Origin of the sequence: Bacillus cereus group sp. BfR-BA-01379, from assembly GCF_022663605.1 — a bacterium.
GTDB classification, from domain to species: Bacteria; Bacillota; Bacilli; order Bacillales; family Bacillaceae_G; genus Bacillus_A; species Bacillus_A mobilis.
Genome location: NZ_JAKUFT010000085.1, coordinates 1 through 19,715, shown reverse-complemented (window position 1 = coordinate 19,715; position 19,715 = coordinate 1). Strand labels below are relative to the sequence as shown.

The following is a 19,715-nucleotide window of genomic DNA, read 5'->3' as shown; positions in this document are numbered from 1 at the left end:
CCTGGTCCAACCTCCACAAAAACATTTTCCGTATCCGATAGTAGATGCTTAATTCCCTCAGAAAATTTCACTACATGTCGCAGATGATTCACCCAATAATCTGCACTTTTTGCTTGTTCTTCCGTAATCCATTCTCCTGTAAAATTGGATATAAACGGTATTTTAATGTCATGGAAATTAATTTCTTTTAACTTCTTTCCATAGGTATCTAAAATTGAGTCCATCATGGATGAATGAAAGGCATGGGAAGTTGCAAGTTTTTTAAACTGAAAACCTTTCCTAATCAATTCCCCCTCAAAAGTATAGATTGCCTCATCAGAACCTGAGATTACGCATGATATTGGACTATTCACCGCGGCAATAGATACATCTTGATTCAATAGTGGTAAAATTTCATTTTCCGAAGCCATTACACTTATCATGCTTCCTTTAGGTAATTGCTGCATTAAGGTCGCCCGCTCATACACCAACTGTAGCGCTTGCTTTAATGAGAACACTCCCGCCAAACAAGCAGCCACATATTCCCCTATACTATGTCCAATCATGCCGTCCGGATAGATGCCCCATTCCATTAGTGTTTTTGCTAATGAGTATTCAAAAATAAATATTGCAGGCTGAGTATTAGATGTTTGATTTATATCATCTCTCATTCTAGCGTCTAGGTCCTTTGGGTATAAGACTTCCTTCCAATCAATCCCACTAATCTCTTCTAAAATCTCGCAACAAAGATTCACTTCATCTCGAAATCTCTTCTCTTCTTTATATAAATTCAATCCCATATTTACATATTGCGCCCCCTGCCCGGGAAACATGAAAATTATTTGCTTACTACCGCCATCACAAATATTAGTTTGAACCTTAGCAGAATTTTGATTAAAAAATTCTTGCTTCGCTTCCTCTATATCTGAAACCACTAATGTTCTTCGATATTTTAAATTTTTCCTTCCATTTAAAAGTGTATAAGCTACATCAGCCAAATTTATATTATTGTTATGATTTAAATATTCAGCCAACCTTTTAGTTTGCTCTTCAAGAGATTTTTTCGTTTCTGCAGAGAAAGAAAGTAATTGATATCTCCTGCTCTGCTCCGAAGCTGCTCTTTGGGGAGGCTCCTCAAGTACAATATGGGCATTTGTTCCCCCCATACCAAATGAACTTACTCCCGCTCTTAAAGGAAACTGTGGGTTCTTCCATCCCGCCAATGTATCCTGTACATAAAATGGACTATTACCAAAATCAATTTTTTCATTTGCTTTCTCGTAATTAATACTTGGTGGAATCATGCGATGCTCTAAAGCAACTACAGTTTTTATCAAACCGGCTATACCTGCAGCGTTATCAAGATGTCCAATATTCCCTTTAACCGATCCAATACCACAAAAGTTATTCTTCTCTGTATTAAATGCCAACTTCAAAGCTTCAACCTCAATTGGGTCACCTAGCATTGTTCCCGTACCATGAGCCTCTACATATGATATACTTTCAGATTCTACCTCGGCCATGTGATGAGCTGCTCTAATAACAGCAGCTTGTCCCTCTACACTTGGCGCATTAAAACTAACCTTATCAGCGCCATCATTATTTATTGCGGATCCTTTCACAACAGCATGGATGAAATCTCCATCGACAATCGCATCCTCCATACGCTTCAAAACAACAATTCCCGCTCCATTTCCATTGACCGTTCCTCTAGCATTAGCATCAAAAGGTCTACAGTGTCCATCTGGTGAAAGAATCATACCATCCTTGTATAAATATCCTCTTTTCTCAGGTAATGTAAGTGAAACTCCTCCAGCCAAAGCAATGTCACAATCTCCACTTAATAGCGCTTGACATGCCAAGTGCACAGCAACCAACGAAGATGAACATGCAGTTTGAACTGTATAACTAGGACCTCTCAAATTTAACTTATGTGATAATCTGGTACCGAAAAATTGAGAACCATTTAAAAATTCCGCTTCTTTTATAAAGTCTTTCGCTCCATGATATACCGTTTCTAACCAATATAAGTTTGTAGCTGCTCCAATATAAGTACCAATTAAACCATTAAAGGTATCCGGAAAGTAAGCACTACTCTCTAATGCCTCCCAAGCACACTCGTGCAAAATTTTCAGCTGTGGATCCATTACCTCTAATTCCCTAGGTGAGTAATTAAATAATTTATTGTCGAACCATTCTGTTCCTGTAATAGCCCCACCAGCCTTTATATAATTGGGATTCTGGATCGTTTCTAGATCAATTCCTCCTTTCTGTAACTCCTTATCTGTAAAGAAAGTTACAGATTCTACACCATTCTTCAAATTTTCCCAGAATTCATTTATAGTATCTCCACCAGGAAATCTGCAAGACATTCCAATAATAGCAATCTCTATACCATTTCTTATCGGTTCCTGTGCACTATCATTCATTCGAATCCCTCTTTCTTTGACGTCTCTGTTTCAACCTATTCTTCGATTCCTTTATTACCTGAACTCTATTTGAGTTCATTTCTTCCTGTACCCTGCTCTTAGCAGTCATCTTTAATTGCTGGGATAGAGAATAAATTGTAGGATATCTAAATAACATCATCACAGTTATGTCAATGTTCAAATCATTTTTCAATCGTTCATTTACTTGAATAATATTCAGTGAATTACCACCAAGTTCGAAGAAATGATCATAAATACCGACCTGCTTTACCCCAAGTACCTGTTTCCAGATTTCCGCTATCATTTTTTCTAAATTCGTTCCAGGTGCCATATAAGTAGTACCTAACGATATATAATTCTCATCATCCCTTTCTTGCAAGGCTCTTACGTCGACTTTGTCGTTATTCGTTAAAGGCATACTCTCTAATTGCACAAAATGTGACGGAATCATATATTCAGGTAACTTATTCCTCAAATAATTCCTTAATTCTGTACTGGTAACCTCTTGGTTTGCAATTAGATACGCACACAAATAGCTTTCATTACTTTGATTTTGTTTTGCAACAACAATTGCATTCTCAATAGATTTATGATTTAAAATATGGTTTTTTATTTCATCTGGCTCTACTCGGACTCCCTTAACCTTTACCTGATGGTCAATCCTTCCAATATACTCGATGTCCCCATTAGGAAGCCACCTTGTAAGGTCTCCCGTTTTATACATTTTCTCACCTGGAATAAATGGATCCGATATAAATTTTTCATCTGTCAAATCTGACTTATTGATATATCCCCTTCCTACACCTGCTCCAGCGATATATAACTCCCCAGTCACACCAATAGGTACAGGATAATAATCTTGATTTAAAATATATGCCCTATAGTTACTTAGAGGTTTACCTATTGGTATGCTCGAACTCTCTTCATTTTCATGACAAATATAGTATGTTGAAAAAATTGTCGTCTCGGTTGGACCATACAGATTAATAATCATCTCAGCATTAACAGTACTCTTTAATTGATTATAAAGACTCTTTGAAAAGACCTCACCGGCTACAAGAACATATTTAAGCGATTGACTTGTAACAATATTATCTATTAAAACTTTCAAATGGGTAGGTACGGCACCCAAGACATTAATTTTGTTTCTCTCAATAAAGTTCCACATATTTCTTGGCTCAACGATTAGCTCTTCCTCAGGAATATATAACCTTCCCCCAGAGAGAATCGGGAGAAGAATTTGTTGAACAGAAACATCGAATGTGATTTTCGCTAGTAATAAATGATTCATTTCTTGATTAAATTTTAATTTTCGAATGAGTCCTATCAACTGATTCACAATATTTTTGTGTTCGACCATAACCCCTTTAGGGTTACCAGTTGTTCCAGAGGTATAAATTACATATGCCAAATCTTCGGGCTGGTTTATGCTTTCAAGATGACAACCATCTTCTTTACAATTTATTTCATCATCCAACCTAATTATTTCCTGTTCAAAAGTAAATCGTTCCTTCATATTATTTCGGGCCAGAATCAACTGACAATCACTGTCTCTTAAAAAATATTTTATCCTGCTTATTGGAAGAGTGGGATCAATCGGCAAAAATGCCCCTCCTGCTTTTAGCACACCGAGAACTCCTATGACCATTTCTAAGGAAGGCTCTGCAATAAGTCCAACAATGCTATTTCTTTGCACTCCCTTTTTTCTTAAGGTGCGGGCCAGTTGATTTGCCCTTGCATCCAGCTCAGAGTACGTTAGTGTCCTCTCTTTATATACGATGGCTTTTTCTGATGGATTTTCTTTCACTTTCTGCTCAAATATATCCTGCACCGTCATTTGATACGAATATTCATCCGTCGTATTATTAAATTCAGAAAGAATAGTTTTCATCTCTGCTTCAGACATCATCTGAATATCTTGTAATGGTATATCCATCTTTTCGGTAATCTCATCAAGTATATAAATAAAATGTTCTGCTAATCTTTGCACTGTATCCTTCTTAAATATATCCTTACGATACTTCCACTTAAAATGCATATCTTCATTAATTTCTAATACATGAATGAACATATCAAATTGAGTCATACTACTTTCAAATGGAAATTTACGGAAAGTTAAATCCCCTGTATCCTTAAAGAAACACTCATCATTATCCAAAGAAAACATAATATCAAATATTGGATTTCTCCCTGTATTTCGATAAACATCAACTTCATTTACTAACAATTCAAACGGATAGTCTTCATAATCAATGGCTTTTATTGTATTATCCTTCACTTCATCCAGAAAATTCAGAAACGTTTTTTTGCGACACGGGAAATTCCTTATTACTACCGTATTCACAAACATACCAATAATCCGTTCCAAACCTGGACGAGATCGGCCAGCTGTAGGGGTACCAATCGTAATATCTTCTTTACCCGTATATTTTAAAAACAATACATTTAAAGCAGCAAGTAGCACCGTATATAGGGTTGTCCCATTCTCCTTCGCTATCTTTTTCAAACGCTTTGTCAAATCGTATCCTGCCATAATTGGTACATAATCACTATCATAAAGTTGCACCGGATGTCGTGGATAATCTGTATTTAACTCTAGCAATGGGGGTTCCTCTTTAAATATATTTAGCCAATACTTTTCTTTACTCTTAAAATCATCAGTCTGAAAAAACTCTCCCTGCCATACTGCGTAGTCTCTATATTGTAATTTAACCGGAGGTAAGTCTTTGTTTAAATAACTATCATAAAATTCCTCCATAATTATATCCATCGATATACCATCAAAGACAATATGGTGAGCATCAGTTAACAGTAAATGCTTATTTTTTCTGATTTTAATAACTTTGACTTTAAATAGAGGCGTTTGTTCCAAATTAAAAGGTGTAGTAAACCCATGTACATACTCCATTAATTCTTCTTCCGATGCTTCAACGATATCAACAATAACCTTTAATGTAGGATGTACATACTGCACCACTTGTCCATTGATGAATGAAAACGATGTACGTAAAGATTCATGACGATCAACAAGATGTTGGAAAGCTCTCACCAACATATCATATTCGAGATCACCCTCTATGATTGTCCCAGATGGTAAATTATAAGCTACTGAATCACGATTAAGTTGCCACATAATAAATAGCCTTTTTTGCTGTGATGAAACAGGATAGTATTCTCTTGCTTCAACAGGTAATATAATTGAACTTTTATGTTGTTCCCCATCCAGTATTAGAGTTGTAAATTCTTTTATAGTTGGCTTTTTAAACATTTCACTTAAGTGTATATTCACGGCAAATTCTTGGTTAACTTTCAATATAATCGAAGCAGCATTTAAAGAATGCCCACCTAACTCAAAAAAATTATCATACACTCCTATCTTTTGAATATTAAGAACATCTCTCCATATATGTGCAACCTTTTTTTCCAATTCGCCTTCTGGTGCAACATAATCGAAGTCTGATACTGGATCCAAGTTGGACACTGGCAATGCTTTACGATCAATTTTCCCGTTTTGATTGAGTGGCATTTTTTTCAGTTGAGTGAAGTAGGTTGGCACCATGAAATTCGGCAAACTTTTAATAAGGAAATTTCTTAATTCTGAGTTTGTTATATTCACATTGGCAACAAAATAAGCACTTAATACTTTCGTACCGAAAGTATCTTCGATTGCAACAACAACAACCTCATCTACATCTGGATGCTTCATAAGACAAGTCTCTATCTCCCCAACTTCTACCCGAAACCCCCTTATTTTCGTAAGATTATCTTTCCTTCCAATAAATTCAATATTCCCATCAGGCATCCACCTTGCCATATCTCCTGTTTTATAAACTTTTTTTGAGGTGATTTTCGGAAACTCTACAAATTTTTCTCTCGTTAAATCTGGAGCATTATAATACCCACGTGCCAATCCAACCCCAGCAATACACAGTTCTCCCGTTATGCCAATAGGTACAAGATTCATCTCTTGATCAACAATATATATTTCAACATTATTAAGAGGCTTTCCGATTGGAATCACCTTCAATTGTTCTATCTCTTGATTACTAACTCTATAGAAAGAGGCTAAATCCGTGCATTCCGTGGGACCATACGTATTTATAATTTCGCCCTTGAAATTTATTGATTTAACTAAAGGTTTGAGTTTTTTACAATTTATCGATTCACCACCTAAAAAAATACGCTTCAACGTGATTAACCTACTAAAATTATTTCTCTCATTATAATCAACCAATGGATAAAAACCACTTGGGGTACAATTAACGCTCGTAATTTTATGAACATTTATATAATCAGACATTTTATTGTAATCATACATACCCGACTCAAAAAGGTGCAATCGCCCGCCTTTTATCAATGGAGCAAATAGATTTTTATGCGCTGTATCGAAACTAATTGGGGCAATTAATAATACATTATCAGTTGGATTCATATCAAATTCATTGGTATACCAGTTGAGCAAATTCATAAATGAATTTCTTTTCACCATAACTCCTTTAGGGTCACCGGTGCTTCCAGATGTATAAAGAACATACATTAAGCTCTCTAATGGGATTTTCAACTCTAAATTCCCACTCATTTCTATAGGTGTACCGTCTCCCAAAGTTGTATCTATATCAACAAATCTAGTGTTTTCATTTATAAAATTAAATTCATTATTGCTGCACTTCAAAATGATATCTACATTAGAATTACTTAAAAGATAATTAATTCGTTCATTTGGATAGTTTGGATCAATGGGTAAATATGCAGCTCCTGCCTTTAAAACACCTAATATACCAATTGGAAGTTCAAGCGATCTATCTAACATAATTCCTATTACAGAATCTTGTTCAGCTCCTAATTCAACTAATTTATGTGCTATATGATTTGCTTTTATATTTAATTCCTCGTAAGTTAAATTTTGATTTTGGTAAAAGACTGCTAGCTTATGTGGACTTTTAGCTACTTGAAATTCAAATAAGTCAACAACAGATTTATCCTGAGGAAAACTTGATGTTGTGTTGTTAAACTCATTTAGAATACGATTTCTCTCATTGGATAAAATATCGATTTCAGCGAGCCTTATACTCGGATTAGCTACTACTGCTTTTAACAAATGAGTCAGTTGATCTATAACTCTTCCAATTAAGTCTCCTACACTTTCTTTACAAGTGATACAACACTCTATTTTATTTCCATGCCATTTAAAATTAAAGACGGTATCTGCATTTGTATAATGATTGGAACTATTATGTTGAATATTTTCAAACTGTATGACTGTACGAGGATTCAGTTTATTAGAATTTGTATTCTCATCTCCTAAAAGTTTTGCTAATCGCTTATGCGATACTTTCTGATTTTTATTTGCCTCTGTAATGTTTTGTTGTACTTTCAATAGAAGCTCTTTAAATGTCATATTACTATGGACATTACTTCGTATAATCAAAAGATGATCATAATATGCTGTACCAGATTTTGATTGAATTACTGGCGTTCCAATAGAAACATCTTTACTATCCGTGTATATTGAGAGTAAATATTTCACACTAGCAATCAAAATGATAAATATTCCATATTCAGAATGATTACTTATTTCACTAATTTTATGTGATATGTTTTCTGACAATCTATATGTAAATACTTTTTCTTCCTGATTTTTCACACCAACTTTTTTATTAAAATTTACAAAACTACTCATTTCTAAATCCGTTGTTAGTTGATCCAACCAAAACTTCTCCTCTTTAGTTAACAAATCTGCATTATAAACATCATTGCTCATAATAATCTCCTCTCCCAACCAATGTTGAATTAATAAGATTTATAATATCAATGTAATTTTCATTAATAAAAAAGTGATCTCCTGGATAGCCATAAACAAGCGTATCTCTCGAAGTAAACTCACACCATTTTTTCATGCATTCCTCAGTAACATCGTCCACCTTACCGTACATTGCAGTAATACACGTATTTAACTTGTACAATTCATTACTGAATTTATATTCTTCTATCAATTTAAAATCAGATCTTAAAATTGGTATAAATATATCCATTAACTGTTGATTATTAAGAATCTCTTTTGGAGTACCATTTAAATTTAATATCACATCTTTAAATTCTTTTTCTGGTAAGTTAGACACTTTTTGTTCTCTAATAAAATTAGGAGGCTTTATACCTGATAGAAAAATATGCACAGGAGCATTGAGATTTCTACTTTCTATTTCCTTACAAAGTTCATAAGCGATAAGTCCTCCCATACTGTGACCAAAAAACGCGTAATCACAATTACCTACAACTTTATATATATATTCGAATATATCATTAACAGCGTGATTCATATCATCATAACAATCTTCTTGAAATCTTATACCCCTTCCCGCGTATTGAATTGGTTTCAATTCAATACTAGGATGTAAATAATTTTTCCACTTACTATATATCGAGCCGGATCCACCAGCATAAGGGAAACAAAAAAGTATCGTATTATTCATATACTCTCCTTTCCTATGAATCAAAATTATTTACTAAATTTTAAAAGGCTCTATAGAACTTAATTAGCCACCTAACATCTCCCAATTTTTTTATTAATCTAGCTCCCATTTATATTTTAGGGTGCAATCAGGAATTATCTTTGGTAAACCATTAAATTTCCATACAGCCTATGTAGCACAACACGTATAATTATCTATTTCCCTTTCACTTTATTCCAAAATGGTATCCGTCCTTGTATATCATCTATTACAGAAGAAAATCCTGGTGCAGTGGAAAAAAAGAACCCTGTACAATGATGCGCTTTTTGATATTCTTCATCTTTCATTAAAATAAGATGGGCCTTCTTTATGTTAAAGTGTGGAACAGCCGGGAACAGATGATGTACCAAATGGTATGAGTTTCTATGAGGATGTATGAGAAAGCGCTCAAACCAATTCCCAAAAGAATTTCTTGATGCAAATATCTCATTTTCTGATTCTAGTCCTGCATGTTCGGCCATTTCAGCCCAATATTTTAGCATTTGAAAAGTTGTTAAAAACGGAACTACCCAAAATAAAATCAACTCTTTCCAGAAACCGAAAACAATTGAACAAATAATGATAGCGCACCAATATAGGGTTCTGATTATTTGATCAAATCTAGGTTCCTCTTTTGCATATGCTGTTACTTTGATCATTCCAATCAAATAATTTGGCACATGTACTAAGAACAAAGGCTTTAAGCAATGCTGAATAAAAAATTTCATTTTATTTTTAGTCGGTTTATCTAATCCAACAATTTGATACCTTTGCTTATCAGGATCTATCTCACTCCATAAATACCTGTGGTGATTCATGTGACTCTTACAATATGCTTTATAAGAAATCATTATCGGATAAGCAGCAAATAAACACGCAACCCACTTATTTAATTTACGATTTTTAAAAAGCATACGATGACTTGACTCATGCATCATAATATCAAGGCCACGCATACGGCTACCAATAATAACAATACTAATCAAATACATCCACATAGTTGGGATAAAATAATTCAAGGCAATTACTAAGGACACAATACCCCAATCTAATCCTATGGCAAAAAAATTATACCAATTGTTAGCTTTTTGTAATTCGCGAATTTCCAAGTTGATTTCTTTCGAAAAACGATGCTTCTCTAACTCTTTCTTTTGACCTTCCCCTAAATCGGTAGTTCCTCTAATCATGTTATTAACTCCTTTATATAGAAATTAATGCTTTTGATTTATATCAGGAATCCTTAACAAACACCCTTAAACTCTCAAAATTTTATACTCTAATTGATTATTTAAAGCGAACAATCCAACAGTTTTTATAAGCATATTAACTCTTAGTTAAATATTCATATCCTTTTTTATTTTGTAGGTATCAAAAAAACACCCATGAATCTCAAAAACTAAATCTTTTTTTCAGTAATTAATTTATCAATCCCACTTTTAATAGGAACTACGTTTTGTTCTATATTAGACATAATATGGAATTGCATCTTAGACTTTGCATTTACAGATGAATGAACTCTCACACCTGGATCAAATCCAAATACAAAATATTTGAGAATCTCATCATTTTCCATTGAAATCCAAACACCATATCCATAGTGTAAACTGTTATTCTTCACATAAGGAGTTAACAACTGATTAGTGTACTCTTTATTTAGGAGTTTCCCATTAAATAATCCGTTCCAAAATTCTCCTAAATCTAAAACTGTTGTAAAAGCCCCTCCATCTGGACCACCAACTATAGGAACTGAATAGATATTAGTTCTCCAAGTGTTATCATCTTCATTATCTATATATCCAAGTGCAGTTCGTTCCGGCAGTTGATCCATCCGGAAATACCCTGAATCTGACATACCGCAAACCTTAAATATGTTCTCTTTTACATATTCTGCAAACTTCATCCCTGTCAATTTTTCTACAATCAACCCAAGTAAAATATAACCTGCATTACTATAAGAAAATTTACTTCCAGGATTAAACTTCATACGAAAATTTTGGAACATAGGTAGAAAATCTGCAGGAGATTTAATAGAATACATTGGGGTATCCTTCCATAAATCTTCAAAATCATCCATCTCTTCTTCATCAAAATAATCTGGTATGCCCGAAGTATGAGTTAATAAATGATGAATTGTAATATTTTCATAAAAATGTGGGAATGAGTCTTCCAAACACTCTTTCAAACAGGTATCAAAAGTTAAAACACCTTTTTCAACTAATTGACATATTGCTACTGCAGTGAAAATTTTACACCCAGAAGCCATACCAAACCTAGTACGTGATGTATTAAGAATTTGTTCACTTCTATTCGCATATCCAAATCCATCTTCAAAGATCTTTTTTTTATTTTGAATTAAAATTGCACCTGAGAATGGTAATTTTTCATCATAATTCATTATAAATTCTTTTATTTCTCCAGAAATTATCACTTACCCAATCCCCTTTTAATTTTCTAATTTTTCTAACTATTAAACAGGGTTAATTGTAACTTTATTTAATTTTCAAAGCAATCTAAAATACATATCAAAACTTGAGAAACTTTTTTAATAATTGAATTAACTTCAAAAAAAAACACACATAAGTTTCTTCATTTTTTTCAAACTAGCTATACAATAACACTTAATATAATTCACATTATTTCTCAATAAATCTTATATAGCTCTCTATAATTTGATGGTAGTTGATAAATAATAAAATTAATTATACATTTAAATTCTCTTGAGACTATTATTTATATTGTTAGTGAGGTCATTATGAAAAAAATTGATAGTTATTTAGAAATTATTGCAGTTAAATTAGGAATTTTACTAACCTACAAAGACATAGAGCTGAAACTCACAGAATTACCTAGAAATGAAAGGGAACGAATTTTAAGATTTCATAAATTAGAAGATCAACAAAGAACATTATTAGCTCATCTATGCATCAGAAAACGTTTAGAAAAATTTTTACTCATACCTGCAGATACTATCTCTATAAACAGAGATCGAGCAGGCCGCCCTTTTTTAAATAAATGTCATGGTTGGAAGGGGGATTTTAATTTATCTCATTCTGAAGAATGGATTATATGTGGACTTGCTTCAACTGGAAGAATTGGTGTAGACATTGAAAAAATTCAACCTATAGATCTTTCCATAACCGAACTATGCTTTACTCAAGAAGAAATTGACTATTTTCAGCATATTCCTCACGATCAAAAGTTATCGTTTTTCTTTGATATTTGGACTTTAAAAGAATCATTTGTTAAAGCGATTGGAAAAGGACTTCTATATCCATTAGATAGTTTTGGCTTCAATATGGACGATTGGTCCCAAAATAAAATAACATTACGGAACACTAATTCCGCTTTTAGTCAATTTTATTTCTCCCTAAATCGATTAGAGCAAAATTACACTATCGCGGTTTGTTATACAGATTGGGAACAGATAAACAATTTGTCTATAAAGATACTAGATTGTTCTGAGTTCCTATAACTATTTTACGTTTTTTCTAGAGCAATAATACATCCAGCATTTAAAATGACTGAAAAAACAGAAAAAATAACAGCTTATAATAATCACTTTAATTATTATAAGATTCATCTTTTTTAAGTTCATATTTTATTACATTTTATCTTCTGTATCCAAAATTTTTTTAAGCTTCAATCATCGTATAACAATTTAAAAATTAACTATATTGGAGGATTATTAGAATGAGTATTGTAAAGTCATATTGCTCAAGTGAGTATAGTACGTTAAAAACAGTTATACTATGCGAACCACTATATATGAATATTTCTAGCGGTATAAACAAGACCCAAAAATATTTTATCAATTTAGGCTTTAATGTAAATCTAGCGAGAGAACAATACTCAAAATTTATTGATATACTTAAAGAAAATAGAATACACACTTTAATGCTACCTCCTGAAATACGCTTTCCCGAACAAGTTTTCACGAGGGATGTCGGTTTTACTATAGGGGAAACTGTTTTCATTTCTAACATGAAAAATGAAGTTCGCAAAGGTGAAGAGCAAATTTTCAAAAATATATTGTTAGAAAAAGATATTACTTATATAGATTGTATTAATAGTCATATAGAAGGTGGCGACGTCATTATCGATCAAGATATTATATATATTGGCGTAAGCAATCGAACGTTATTTAACTCTGTAAAAAAACTTCAACAGTTGCTCACACACTATAAAATAATTCCTGTTCCTTTTTCAAAAGATTTTTTACATTTAGATTGTGTTTTTAATATCATTTCACAAGAAGAAGCTTTAATATATCCATATGCATTTAGTAATAGTACACTAAAAATGTTATCAGATCGTTATAATTTAATAGAAGTATCTAAAAAAGAGCAATTTACTTTAGCAACAAATGTATTATCTTTAGGCAATGAAAAGATTATTAGTTTACCCAGTAATACTAAAACAAATACAGAGCTGAGACTTAGAGGTTATGAGGTTATCGAAATTGACTTTGAAGAAATTATAAAATCTGGCGGATCTTTTCGCTGCTGCACTCTTCCTCTGCAAAGAGAATGATTAAAAACCTAGAAATTAAACACTCTCATTTTAAAGCGTAGTCTACAGTTACTGGCTTTCTCTACTAATATGAATCCTATATTTATTATATAACTAACTATAATAAAAACTGCCATGATTATGTATTCTATATATAAAAGGGTTATAGGATTAAATTCTATAACCCTTTTTTTACTTAACCTATTTTCTTATTCGTATTTGCTGCTGGTTGAATTTGATTTTTTGGTTTTAAAACGCTAATGCCATATCCGATAAATCCACCGATAATCGCGAAGAAAATCCAGCCTAACCCCACTACCTGCATTGGAAGGAATTTCGTGAACAGATGGCTTACTACTTCAATGTTAGCTCCAGCTACACTTTTCTTACATATACTTCCTAAACTATATTCCCATCCTAAGAATTTAATCTCATTAAATATAAGGAACTCTATAGCCTGATGTTCCATCTAAAGAAAGTACACAAATTAAAAGGTGTTACACAATTACGCAACACCCTTCTTCCATCATAAAATTTCTTTACTTTTCTTCTGGATAATCACAATACTCAATGATTGTTCCCTCTGTATCCGCTGGGTTAAGATATATTAATCTTCTACCGTGCTTATTAATTCGAAGTGTATGCTCTAACGTTCGAATACCTTGTTCTTTTAGCTCTTCTAGAGCCACATCTAAATCATCGACACGATATGCAACGTGATGAACACCTTTACCTTTTTGCTTTATAAATCGGGCAATTGGTGAAGTCGTATTATTCGTCGGTGCAAGTAATTCAATTCTATCTCCATCCACTTCAAGAATGGCTACTTCGCTTTCAACGCCAGGAGCTTCACTTACGTAACGATCTATTAAAGTTCCTAACAACACCTTTTCATAAAAACGTATCGTGCTATCTATATCTCGAACTGCGATGCCGATATGATCAATTGTTTTTTTCATTATATTTCCCCTACTACTTTATTTTTCTATCCTTATCAATAGTAACAAAAAAAGTTATAGAATCAAATTCTATAACTTTTTTCATTTAACTTATTTTCTTATTCGTACTAGCTGGTTGAACTTGATTTTTTGCTTTTAAAACGCTAATGCCATATCCGATAAATCCACCGATAATCGCTGGGAAGATCCATCCTAATCCTACTTCTTGCATCGGAAGGAATTTAGTGAACACTCGGCTTACTACTTCAATGTTAACTCCAGCTGCACTTAATCCATCGAATAAGCTGATGATAAATGTTACGATTAAGCTCACTTGATAAACTTCAGCTCTTCCTTTGAATAATGAATGGAAGAATGTTAAGAAAATCAATACGATTGCTAGTGGATAAATTGCTGTTAGTACTGGAACAGAAACTGCGATTAATTGTGTTAATCCTACGTTTGCAACAATTGCACTAAATACACATAGCGTGATTGCAATCGCTTTGTAAGGAACATTTGGGAATAACTTATGGAAGAATGAAGAACATGCTGATACAAGTCCCACACTAGTTGTTAAACACGCTACTGTAATCATTAATCCTAATAATACTCCACCATATGATCCAAAATAGTAGTTAGAAACTTTCGCTAATACTTCTCCACCATTCTCTAAATGTCCAAGCTTTGCAACACTTGAAGCACCCATATAAGAAAGAGCTGTATAGATAATCGCTAAAATAGATGCTGCAATGATTGTCGCTTTTGCACAAACGATCATAATCTGTGTTTTCGTTTTCGCACCTTTTTCTTTAATTGCATTAATGATGATGATTCCAAATACGAATGATGCAAGCGTGTCCATTGTTAAGTATCCTTCTTGGAAACCTTTAAAGAATGCATGTGATGTATAAGCTTCCACTGGTGCTTGCATATCTCCAATCGGATGTATAAAAGCAACGATTACTAAAATACCAATGAAAGTTAACTTAATTGGCGTTAAGATTTTTCCAACAATATCGACAATTTTCGCAGGATTTAGCGAAAAAAAACAAGTGATACTAAAGAATACAATTGTGAAAAGAATTAAAGGTGTAGAACCTAATCCTTCTGGCATAAACGGTTTAAGACCAATTTCATAAGAAACATTTCCTGTTCTTGGTATTGCAAATAACGGGCCAATCGCTAAGTATAAAACTGTTGTAAACACAATCCCGAACACTGGGTGAGCACGACTTGCTAATGACTGTAAATCATCTTTACCCGAAAAACCAAATGCTAGTACACCTAGTAATGGTAATCCGACACCCGTTACTAAAAATCCAGCATTAGCAATCCATACATTCTCTCCTGCCGATTGACCGAGCATTGCCGGGAATATTAAATTTCCTGCTCCAAAAAATAGTGCAAATAACATTAATCCAATAACTACTATGAACGAAAACGGTACTTTATTCGCCATAATATAACCCCCATTCAAATTTCCTTATCTCATTTTCCATTTTTAACTAATTGAATTTTCTGAATATTAAATTCGACTATTAACTATTCTTGAACTCATTATAGTTTGTCATATAATATTTTGCAATACTATTTTCAAACTTTTCTTTTATTTTATAAATATACATTTTTTAACATAGAAATAGACTAAAAAACCAACATGGTCATCCATGTTGGTTTTTTATATTTACTATCAATTAAAATTTCGCCGCTACTTTTTTAACGTTCTCTAAACCTTCTTCAACAATTTGTTGTGAACGATCTGGATATTGATTGTGTCCTTCAATTACAACAGTCTCAGGATTTGTAATTCCCCAGAACCCAAGTACATTCGTTACATAATTTACTGCCATTTCCATAGGAGCCATTTGTTCTGAAGAGTAATCTGAACCACGCGCGCCTAATACAACGACCTTCTTATCACCAGCTAAACCTTCTGGGCCATTTGCTGTATATTTAAATGTTTTTCCAGCTTGAGATAAGTATGAAATATACGTAATTAATGGCGCTGGCACTGTGAAGTTCCATAGTGGGAAGGCAAATACAACTTTATCAGCTTCTAAAAACTGATTTAAATATTGATCTACCGTAGCTACAGCCTTCTCTTCTTCTGCTGTTAACTCCATTCCTTGACTACGTTTGTATCCACCTGAAATAGCGATATTTCCGTAATATGGAAGATCTAATGCGAATAAATCTAACTCCGTAATTTCTGTATTTGGGTTCGCTTCTCTATAAGCACTTACAAATGTTTCATACATTCTTGAACTAACTGCTTGCTCTGCCGGACGATCGTTTGCTTTTACAAATAATACCTTTGACATTGTTTTATTCTCCTCTACTCTTGTATTTTCTTCTTTTTTACCAAATAGCGAGCTAAATAATCCCATTTTCTTCACCTAAACTTTCTTATCATATTCATTATTCATCATCATAAAAATTCTTATTCTAGTAAAAAGTTCCAATAGATACCTTAAGTACAAATACGAAAAACTTTTTGTTATTTAATTACCTTATGTAAGTGATTGTAATACAGTTACTTACTTTAGTCAAGTAACTTTAAATAAAAAATAATATCTCGGATTAAAAATAATGACCACAATACAATTCATACACCCATTGTAACTTTATTGTTTGTATAATAGATGTAGAGAGAGCAATTCATATGTAGAAAGGATTTACTCATGAGCACTATAGAAAAGATTCAAACTTTTATTATTCTTTTTGCTGTTACATGCGGCATCGTACTCGGACAATTTAATTTAATATATATGTATTCAGAACAATTTATTGTCCCCTTCTTATTTTTCATGCTGTATGGATTATTCCTCAGCATTCCATTGAAAGAAATAAAAAGCGGGTTCCGCAATTTAAAATTTGCTGGAACGAGCCTTACTATTAATTTTGTATGGACACCTTTACTCGCTTGGGGGTTAGGAGCACTATTTCTTTCAGATCACCCAGCACTTTGGGTTGGATTTATTATGTTAATGGTTACTCCATGTACAGATTGGTACTTAATCTTTACTGAAATAGCAAAAGGAAATGTAGCACTTTCTACTGCCATTTTGCCTGTAAATTTAATATTGCAAGTACTACTACTTCCCATTTATTTATTTTTATTTGCTGGTGTCATGAAGACTGTAGCGGTTTCTGTTTTAGTAGAAAGTATTGTTATCGTAATCATCTTACCATTTGTACTTGCACACGCTACAAAATTCATTATGAATAAAATGAAAAAAGCTGAAACACTCGAGAATAAACTCATTCCGTTTTTCAGCTCTGCGCAAATTGTATTTTTAAGCTTAGCGATAGTAGCGATGTTTGCATCACAGGGTAAATATTTACTACAGAATATGAATGTTGTTTTACTATTACTCATTCCTGTTCTATTATTCTTCATCATTAATTTTGTACTCGGACAATTTATCGGACGCATGATGCGTTTATCTTATAAAGATACAGTTAGTCTGAGCTTAACAACATTAGCAAGAAACTCACCTATTGCACTCGCTATTGCTGTAACCGCTTTTCCAGACGAGCCTCTTATCGCTCTTGCATTAGTGATTGGACCATTAATTGAACTACCAGTACTAGCTTGTGTGTCACAAGTGTTATTACTTATTAAGAAAAAACAGCAATATACATAATAAAAAACGTCCTATTTTGGGACGTTTTTTTATTTTCGAGAACTTATAGAAGTAACGATAATTATCGGCTCTAAGGATTTTATACGTGATAGAAAATTAGCTTGTCGTTACATTTACAATGTCTTTCTAATTAAAAATTATAGGAAAAGTAAATATTACGAAAGCTGCCCAAATTCCGTAGATTGGCAAATACTTCGTAACGGCATCTTGGATAGCTGTCGGTCCTGATTTGTTTTGTAGAAAACGCATATAGGAGAACATAATCCAAATGAGATTTGCCCAAATCAGTATGTTTACGCCTAAAACAGCAAGTCTATTAGGTGTAATCCCGTAAGAAGAAAGTCTAAATACGATAGCTGACAAAGCTACAGTATCAATAATAAGTGCCAAAACAATTAAGGCAAAGTTTATATAATCTGAAATGCTCTTTTTCTCGTCTGACTCACTCTCAACGATAGAAAATATAGTAACAGCCAATACACCAAGGAGTATTACGTTGAAGGCCATGAGGAAATTACGATCCAAGAATGGATTTTTCGCGACCAAAATTACCGTTATAAGATAAATAAACAATGTGATCAGGACGAGAGGACTAAAAATTTTAGCTATATATGGTGTAATATTTTTAGCAAGTTTAAGATTCAATGATACTAAGTATGCAGCCACTACAGCGAGAGCGGCAGCTCCAAATAATACAACATTACTAAAATAGAATTCTCCTATATCCAAGTCAACAAAGCTAAATAACTTCATGGTGAAAACTGCTAATATCATTCCGCTCACTGCCATGCTCGCGTAAAGAAGACAATATTCTAAATTAAATTTAATATACGCTAATCTTGTACTGCCTTTTGAATATTCATTTCCCGTAAATGCAAGTCCCAATAAGACCCATAACAATATAGGAAGATGTAAATAAGCAAGGATATTGCTGTCTTTATAATTTAAGGGCAACATATTAAGATACAACCCAGCAATTAAGAGTAACGCTGCAAGAAAATAAATAATACTTTTTTTCGGAGTATTATTGTAAATAAAATAAGCAGCAATAAAGGGAATTACACCAAAAGCCAAGTTAATGGGAGCAATTGCTTCCTGCTCAACAAAGTGGAAAATGATTCTAGTGCTTAGGCCAGCTAGAATTGCTAACATGCCCATGAATAAGAAACCTTTTTGAAACAGCGATATTTTTTCTTTATTTGCCGTCTCCTTGAAATTCAATCTTTCATACCAAGCAGCTAGCACCTGAGAATCAGGATTTTTATCCCATGCTTGTGAGAATGACTTTTTAAAAGCTTTCGGGTCTTTTCTATACATTCTCTCCAACTCATGAGGATTATCCATATTTTCAATAATCAAATTGTTAATGTCCATAGTTTTACCTCCTCTAATAAAGAACAGCGTTGTTACCTTTCTACAAAAAGCAACTCACTGATTTATTATGATATTGATTTTAATATAAAATTTATTGTTTTACAATAAATAATTATCAATTATAAAGATTTTTTTATTGTGTATTTTATTTGAAATAAATATAAATAGTACTACTTATTCAAAAAAATATCCTATAGAATAGACTTTTTTAAGTGTCTATTCTATAGGATACAGTTTAATTATCATATTTTTTTATTTGTTGAAACCACTTGTCTCTAAGTAAAAAAGTTCTTTACTAATAATTATCGGAATTCTATATTCTCCAACTAAGTAAAGAACTTTTTTATT

General features: G+C 32.9%; 12 protein-coding genes and 1 pseudogene. 3 read left to right on the top strand and 10 right to left on the bottom strand.

Going from position 1 to position 19,715, the window contains the following annotated elements:
- The 5 genes from MR113_RS23400 to MR113_RS23380 all read right to left on the bottom strand — a co-directional run.
- The coding region (locus MR113_RS23400) for a type I polyketide synthase (RefSeq protein WP_242257036.1) at positions 1 to 2,408 on the bottom strand (2,408 nt) is incomplete at its 3' end.
- Positions 2,401 to 8,169 carry a non-ribosomal peptide synthetase gene (locus tag MR113_RS23395; protein ID WP_242257035.1) on the bottom strand — a complete coding sequence of 1,923 codons (5,769 nt, stop codon included), beginning with the start codon at positions 8,167 to 8,169 and terminating at the stop codon, positions 2,401 to 2,403. The genes MR113_RS23400 and MR113_RS23395, both read right to left, overlap by 8 nt.
- On the bottom strand, positions 8,159 to 8,878 hold the full coding sequence (locus MR113_RS23390; RefSeq protein WP_242257034.1) for a thioesterase II family protein: 720 nt from the start codon (positions 8,876 to 8,878) through the stop codon (positions 8,159 to 8,161). Before MR113_RS23390 ends, MR113_RS23395 begins: the two co-directional genes overlap by 11 nt.
- A 194-nt stretch (positions 8,879 to 9,072) precedes the next feature.
- A complete protein-coding gene (locus MR113_RS23385; protein WP_242257033.1) occupies positions 9,073 to 10,083 on the bottom strand; it encodes a fatty acid desaturase family protein in 1,011 nt (336 codons plus the stop codon).
- A 209-nt stretch (positions 10,084 to 10,292) separates the two neighbouring features.
- On the bottom strand, positions 10,293 to 11,324 hold the full coding sequence (locus tag MR113_RS23380) for a serine hydrolase domain-containing protein (protein WP_242257032.1): 1,032 nt from the start codon (positions 11,322 to 11,324) through the stop codon (positions 10,293 to 10,295).
- Positions 11,325 to 11,648: 324 nt separating this feature from the next.
- Here MR113_RS23380 and MR113_RS23375 point away from each other — a divergent pair, with 324 nt between their 5' ends.
- Both MR113_RS23375 and MR113_RS23370 read left to right on the top strand, forming a co-directional pair.
- Positions 11,649 to 12,368, top strand: a complete 720-nt coding sequence (locus MR113_RS23375; RefSeq protein WP_242257031.1) for a 4'-phosphopantetheinyl transferase family protein — start codon at positions 11,649 to 11,651, stop codon at positions 12,366 to 12,368.
- 218 nt (positions 12,369 to 12,586) lie between these two features.
- The gene (locus MR113_RS23370; protein WP_242257030.1) at positions 12,587 to 13,426 is read left to right on the top strand and encodes a dimethylarginine dimethylaminohydrolase family protein; all 840 of its coding nucleotides are present in this window, start codon (positions 12,587 to 12,589) and stop codon (positions 13,424 to 13,426) included.
- Positions 13,427 to 13,601: 175 nt separating this feature from the next.
- Here the strand turns inward: MR113_RS23370 and MR113_RS23365 are convergent.
- The 4 genes and pseudogenes from MR113_RS23365 to MR113_RS23350 all read right to left on the bottom strand — a co-directional run.
- Positions 13,602 to 13,787: pseudogene (locus MR113_RS23365) on the bottom strand (branched-chain amino acid transporter); the annotation flags it as partial.
- A 157-nt stretch (positions 13,788 to 13,944) separates the two neighbouring features.
- The gene (locus tag MR113_RS23360; RefSeq protein ID WP_000750833.1) at positions 13,945 to 14,364 is read right to left on the bottom strand and encodes a VOC family protein; all 420 of its coding nucleotides are present in this window, start codon (positions 14,362 to 14,364) and stop codon (positions 13,945 to 13,947) included.
- 85 nt (positions 14,365 to 14,449) lie between these two features.
- The gene (gene brnQ / locus MR113_RS23355; RefSeq protein WP_242257029.1) at positions 14,450 to 15,805 is read right to left on the bottom strand and encodes a branched-chain amino acid transport system II carrier protein; all 1,356 of its coding nucleotides are present in this window, start codon (positions 15,803 to 15,805) and stop codon (positions 14,450 to 14,452) included.
- Between the two features lie 235 nt (positions 15,806 to 16,040).
- Positions 16,041 to 16,733 carry an FMN-dependent NADH-azoreductase gene (locus tag MR113_RS23350; RefSeq protein ID WP_242257028.1) on the bottom strand — a complete coding sequence of 231 codons (693 nt, stop codon included), beginning with the start codon at positions 16,731 to 16,733 and terminating at the stop codon, positions 16,041 to 16,043.
- Between the two features lie 294 nt (positions 16,734 to 17,027).
- Between MR113_RS23350 and MR113_RS23345 the strand changes: the two genes are divergently transcribed.
- Positions 17,028 to 17,993: an arsenic resistance protein gene (locus tag MR113_RS23345; RefSeq protein WP_242257027.1), complete on the top strand. Its 966-nt coding sequence runs from the start codon at positions 17,028 to 17,030 to the stop codon at positions 17,991 to 17,993.
- A 126-nt stretch (positions 17,994 to 18,119) separates the two neighbouring features.
- Here the strand turns inward: MR113_RS23345 and MR113_RS23340 are convergent, their stop codons facing one another.
- Complete coding sequence (locus tag MR113_RS23340; RefSeq protein ID WP_242257026.1) at positions 18,120 to 19,367, bottom strand: DUF4153 domain-containing protein; 1,248 nt, start codon at positions 19,365 to 19,367, stop codon at positions 18,120 to 18,122.
- Positions 19,368 to 19,715 lie beyond the last annotated feature (348 nt).

What these genes read in the sequence shown, in the direction of transcription:
- MR113_RS23340 (WP_242257026.1), bottom strand. Translation starts at nt 19,367, where the DNA reads ATGGACATTAACAATTTGATTATTGAAAATATGGATAATCCTCATGAG.
- MR113_RS23385 (WP_242257033.1), bottom strand. Translation starts at nt 10,083, where the DNA reads ATGATTAGAGGAACTACCGATTTAGGGGAAGGTCAAAAGAAAGAGTTA.
- MR113_RS23390 (WP_242257034.1), bottom strand. Translation starts at nt 8,878, where the DNA reads ATGAATAATACGATACTTTTTTGTTTCCCTTATGCTGGTGGATCCGGC.
- MR113_RS23370 (WP_242257030.1), top strand. Translation starts at nt 12,587, where the DNA reads ATGAGTATTGTAAAGTCATATTGCTCAAGTGAGTATAGTACGTTAAAA.
- MR113_RS23350 (WP_242257028.1), bottom strand. Translation starts at nt 16,733, where the DNA reads ATGGGATTATTTAGCTCGCTATTTGGTAAAAAAGAAGAAAATACAAGA.
- MR113_RS23395 (WP_242257035.1), bottom strand. Translation starts at nt 8,169, where the DNA reads ATGAGCAATGATGTTTATAATGCAGATTTGTTAACTAAAGAGGAGAAG.
- MR113_RS23375 (WP_242257031.1), top strand. Translation starts at nt 11,649, where the DNA reads ATGAAAAAAATTGATAGTTATTTAGAAATTATTGCAGTTAAATTAGGA.
- MR113_RS23345 (WP_242257027.1), top strand. Translation starts at nt 17,028, where the DNA reads ATGAGCACTATAGAAAAGATTCAAACTTTTATTATTCTTTTTGCTGTT.
- brnQ (WP_242257029.1), bottom strand. Translation starts at nt 15,805, where the DNA reads ATGGCGAATAAAGTACCGTTTTCGTTCATAGTAGTTATTGGATTAATG.
- MR113_RS23360 (WP_000750833.1), bottom strand. Translation starts at nt 14,364, where the DNA reads ATGAAAAAAACAATTGATCATATCGGCATCGCAGTTCGAGATATAGAT.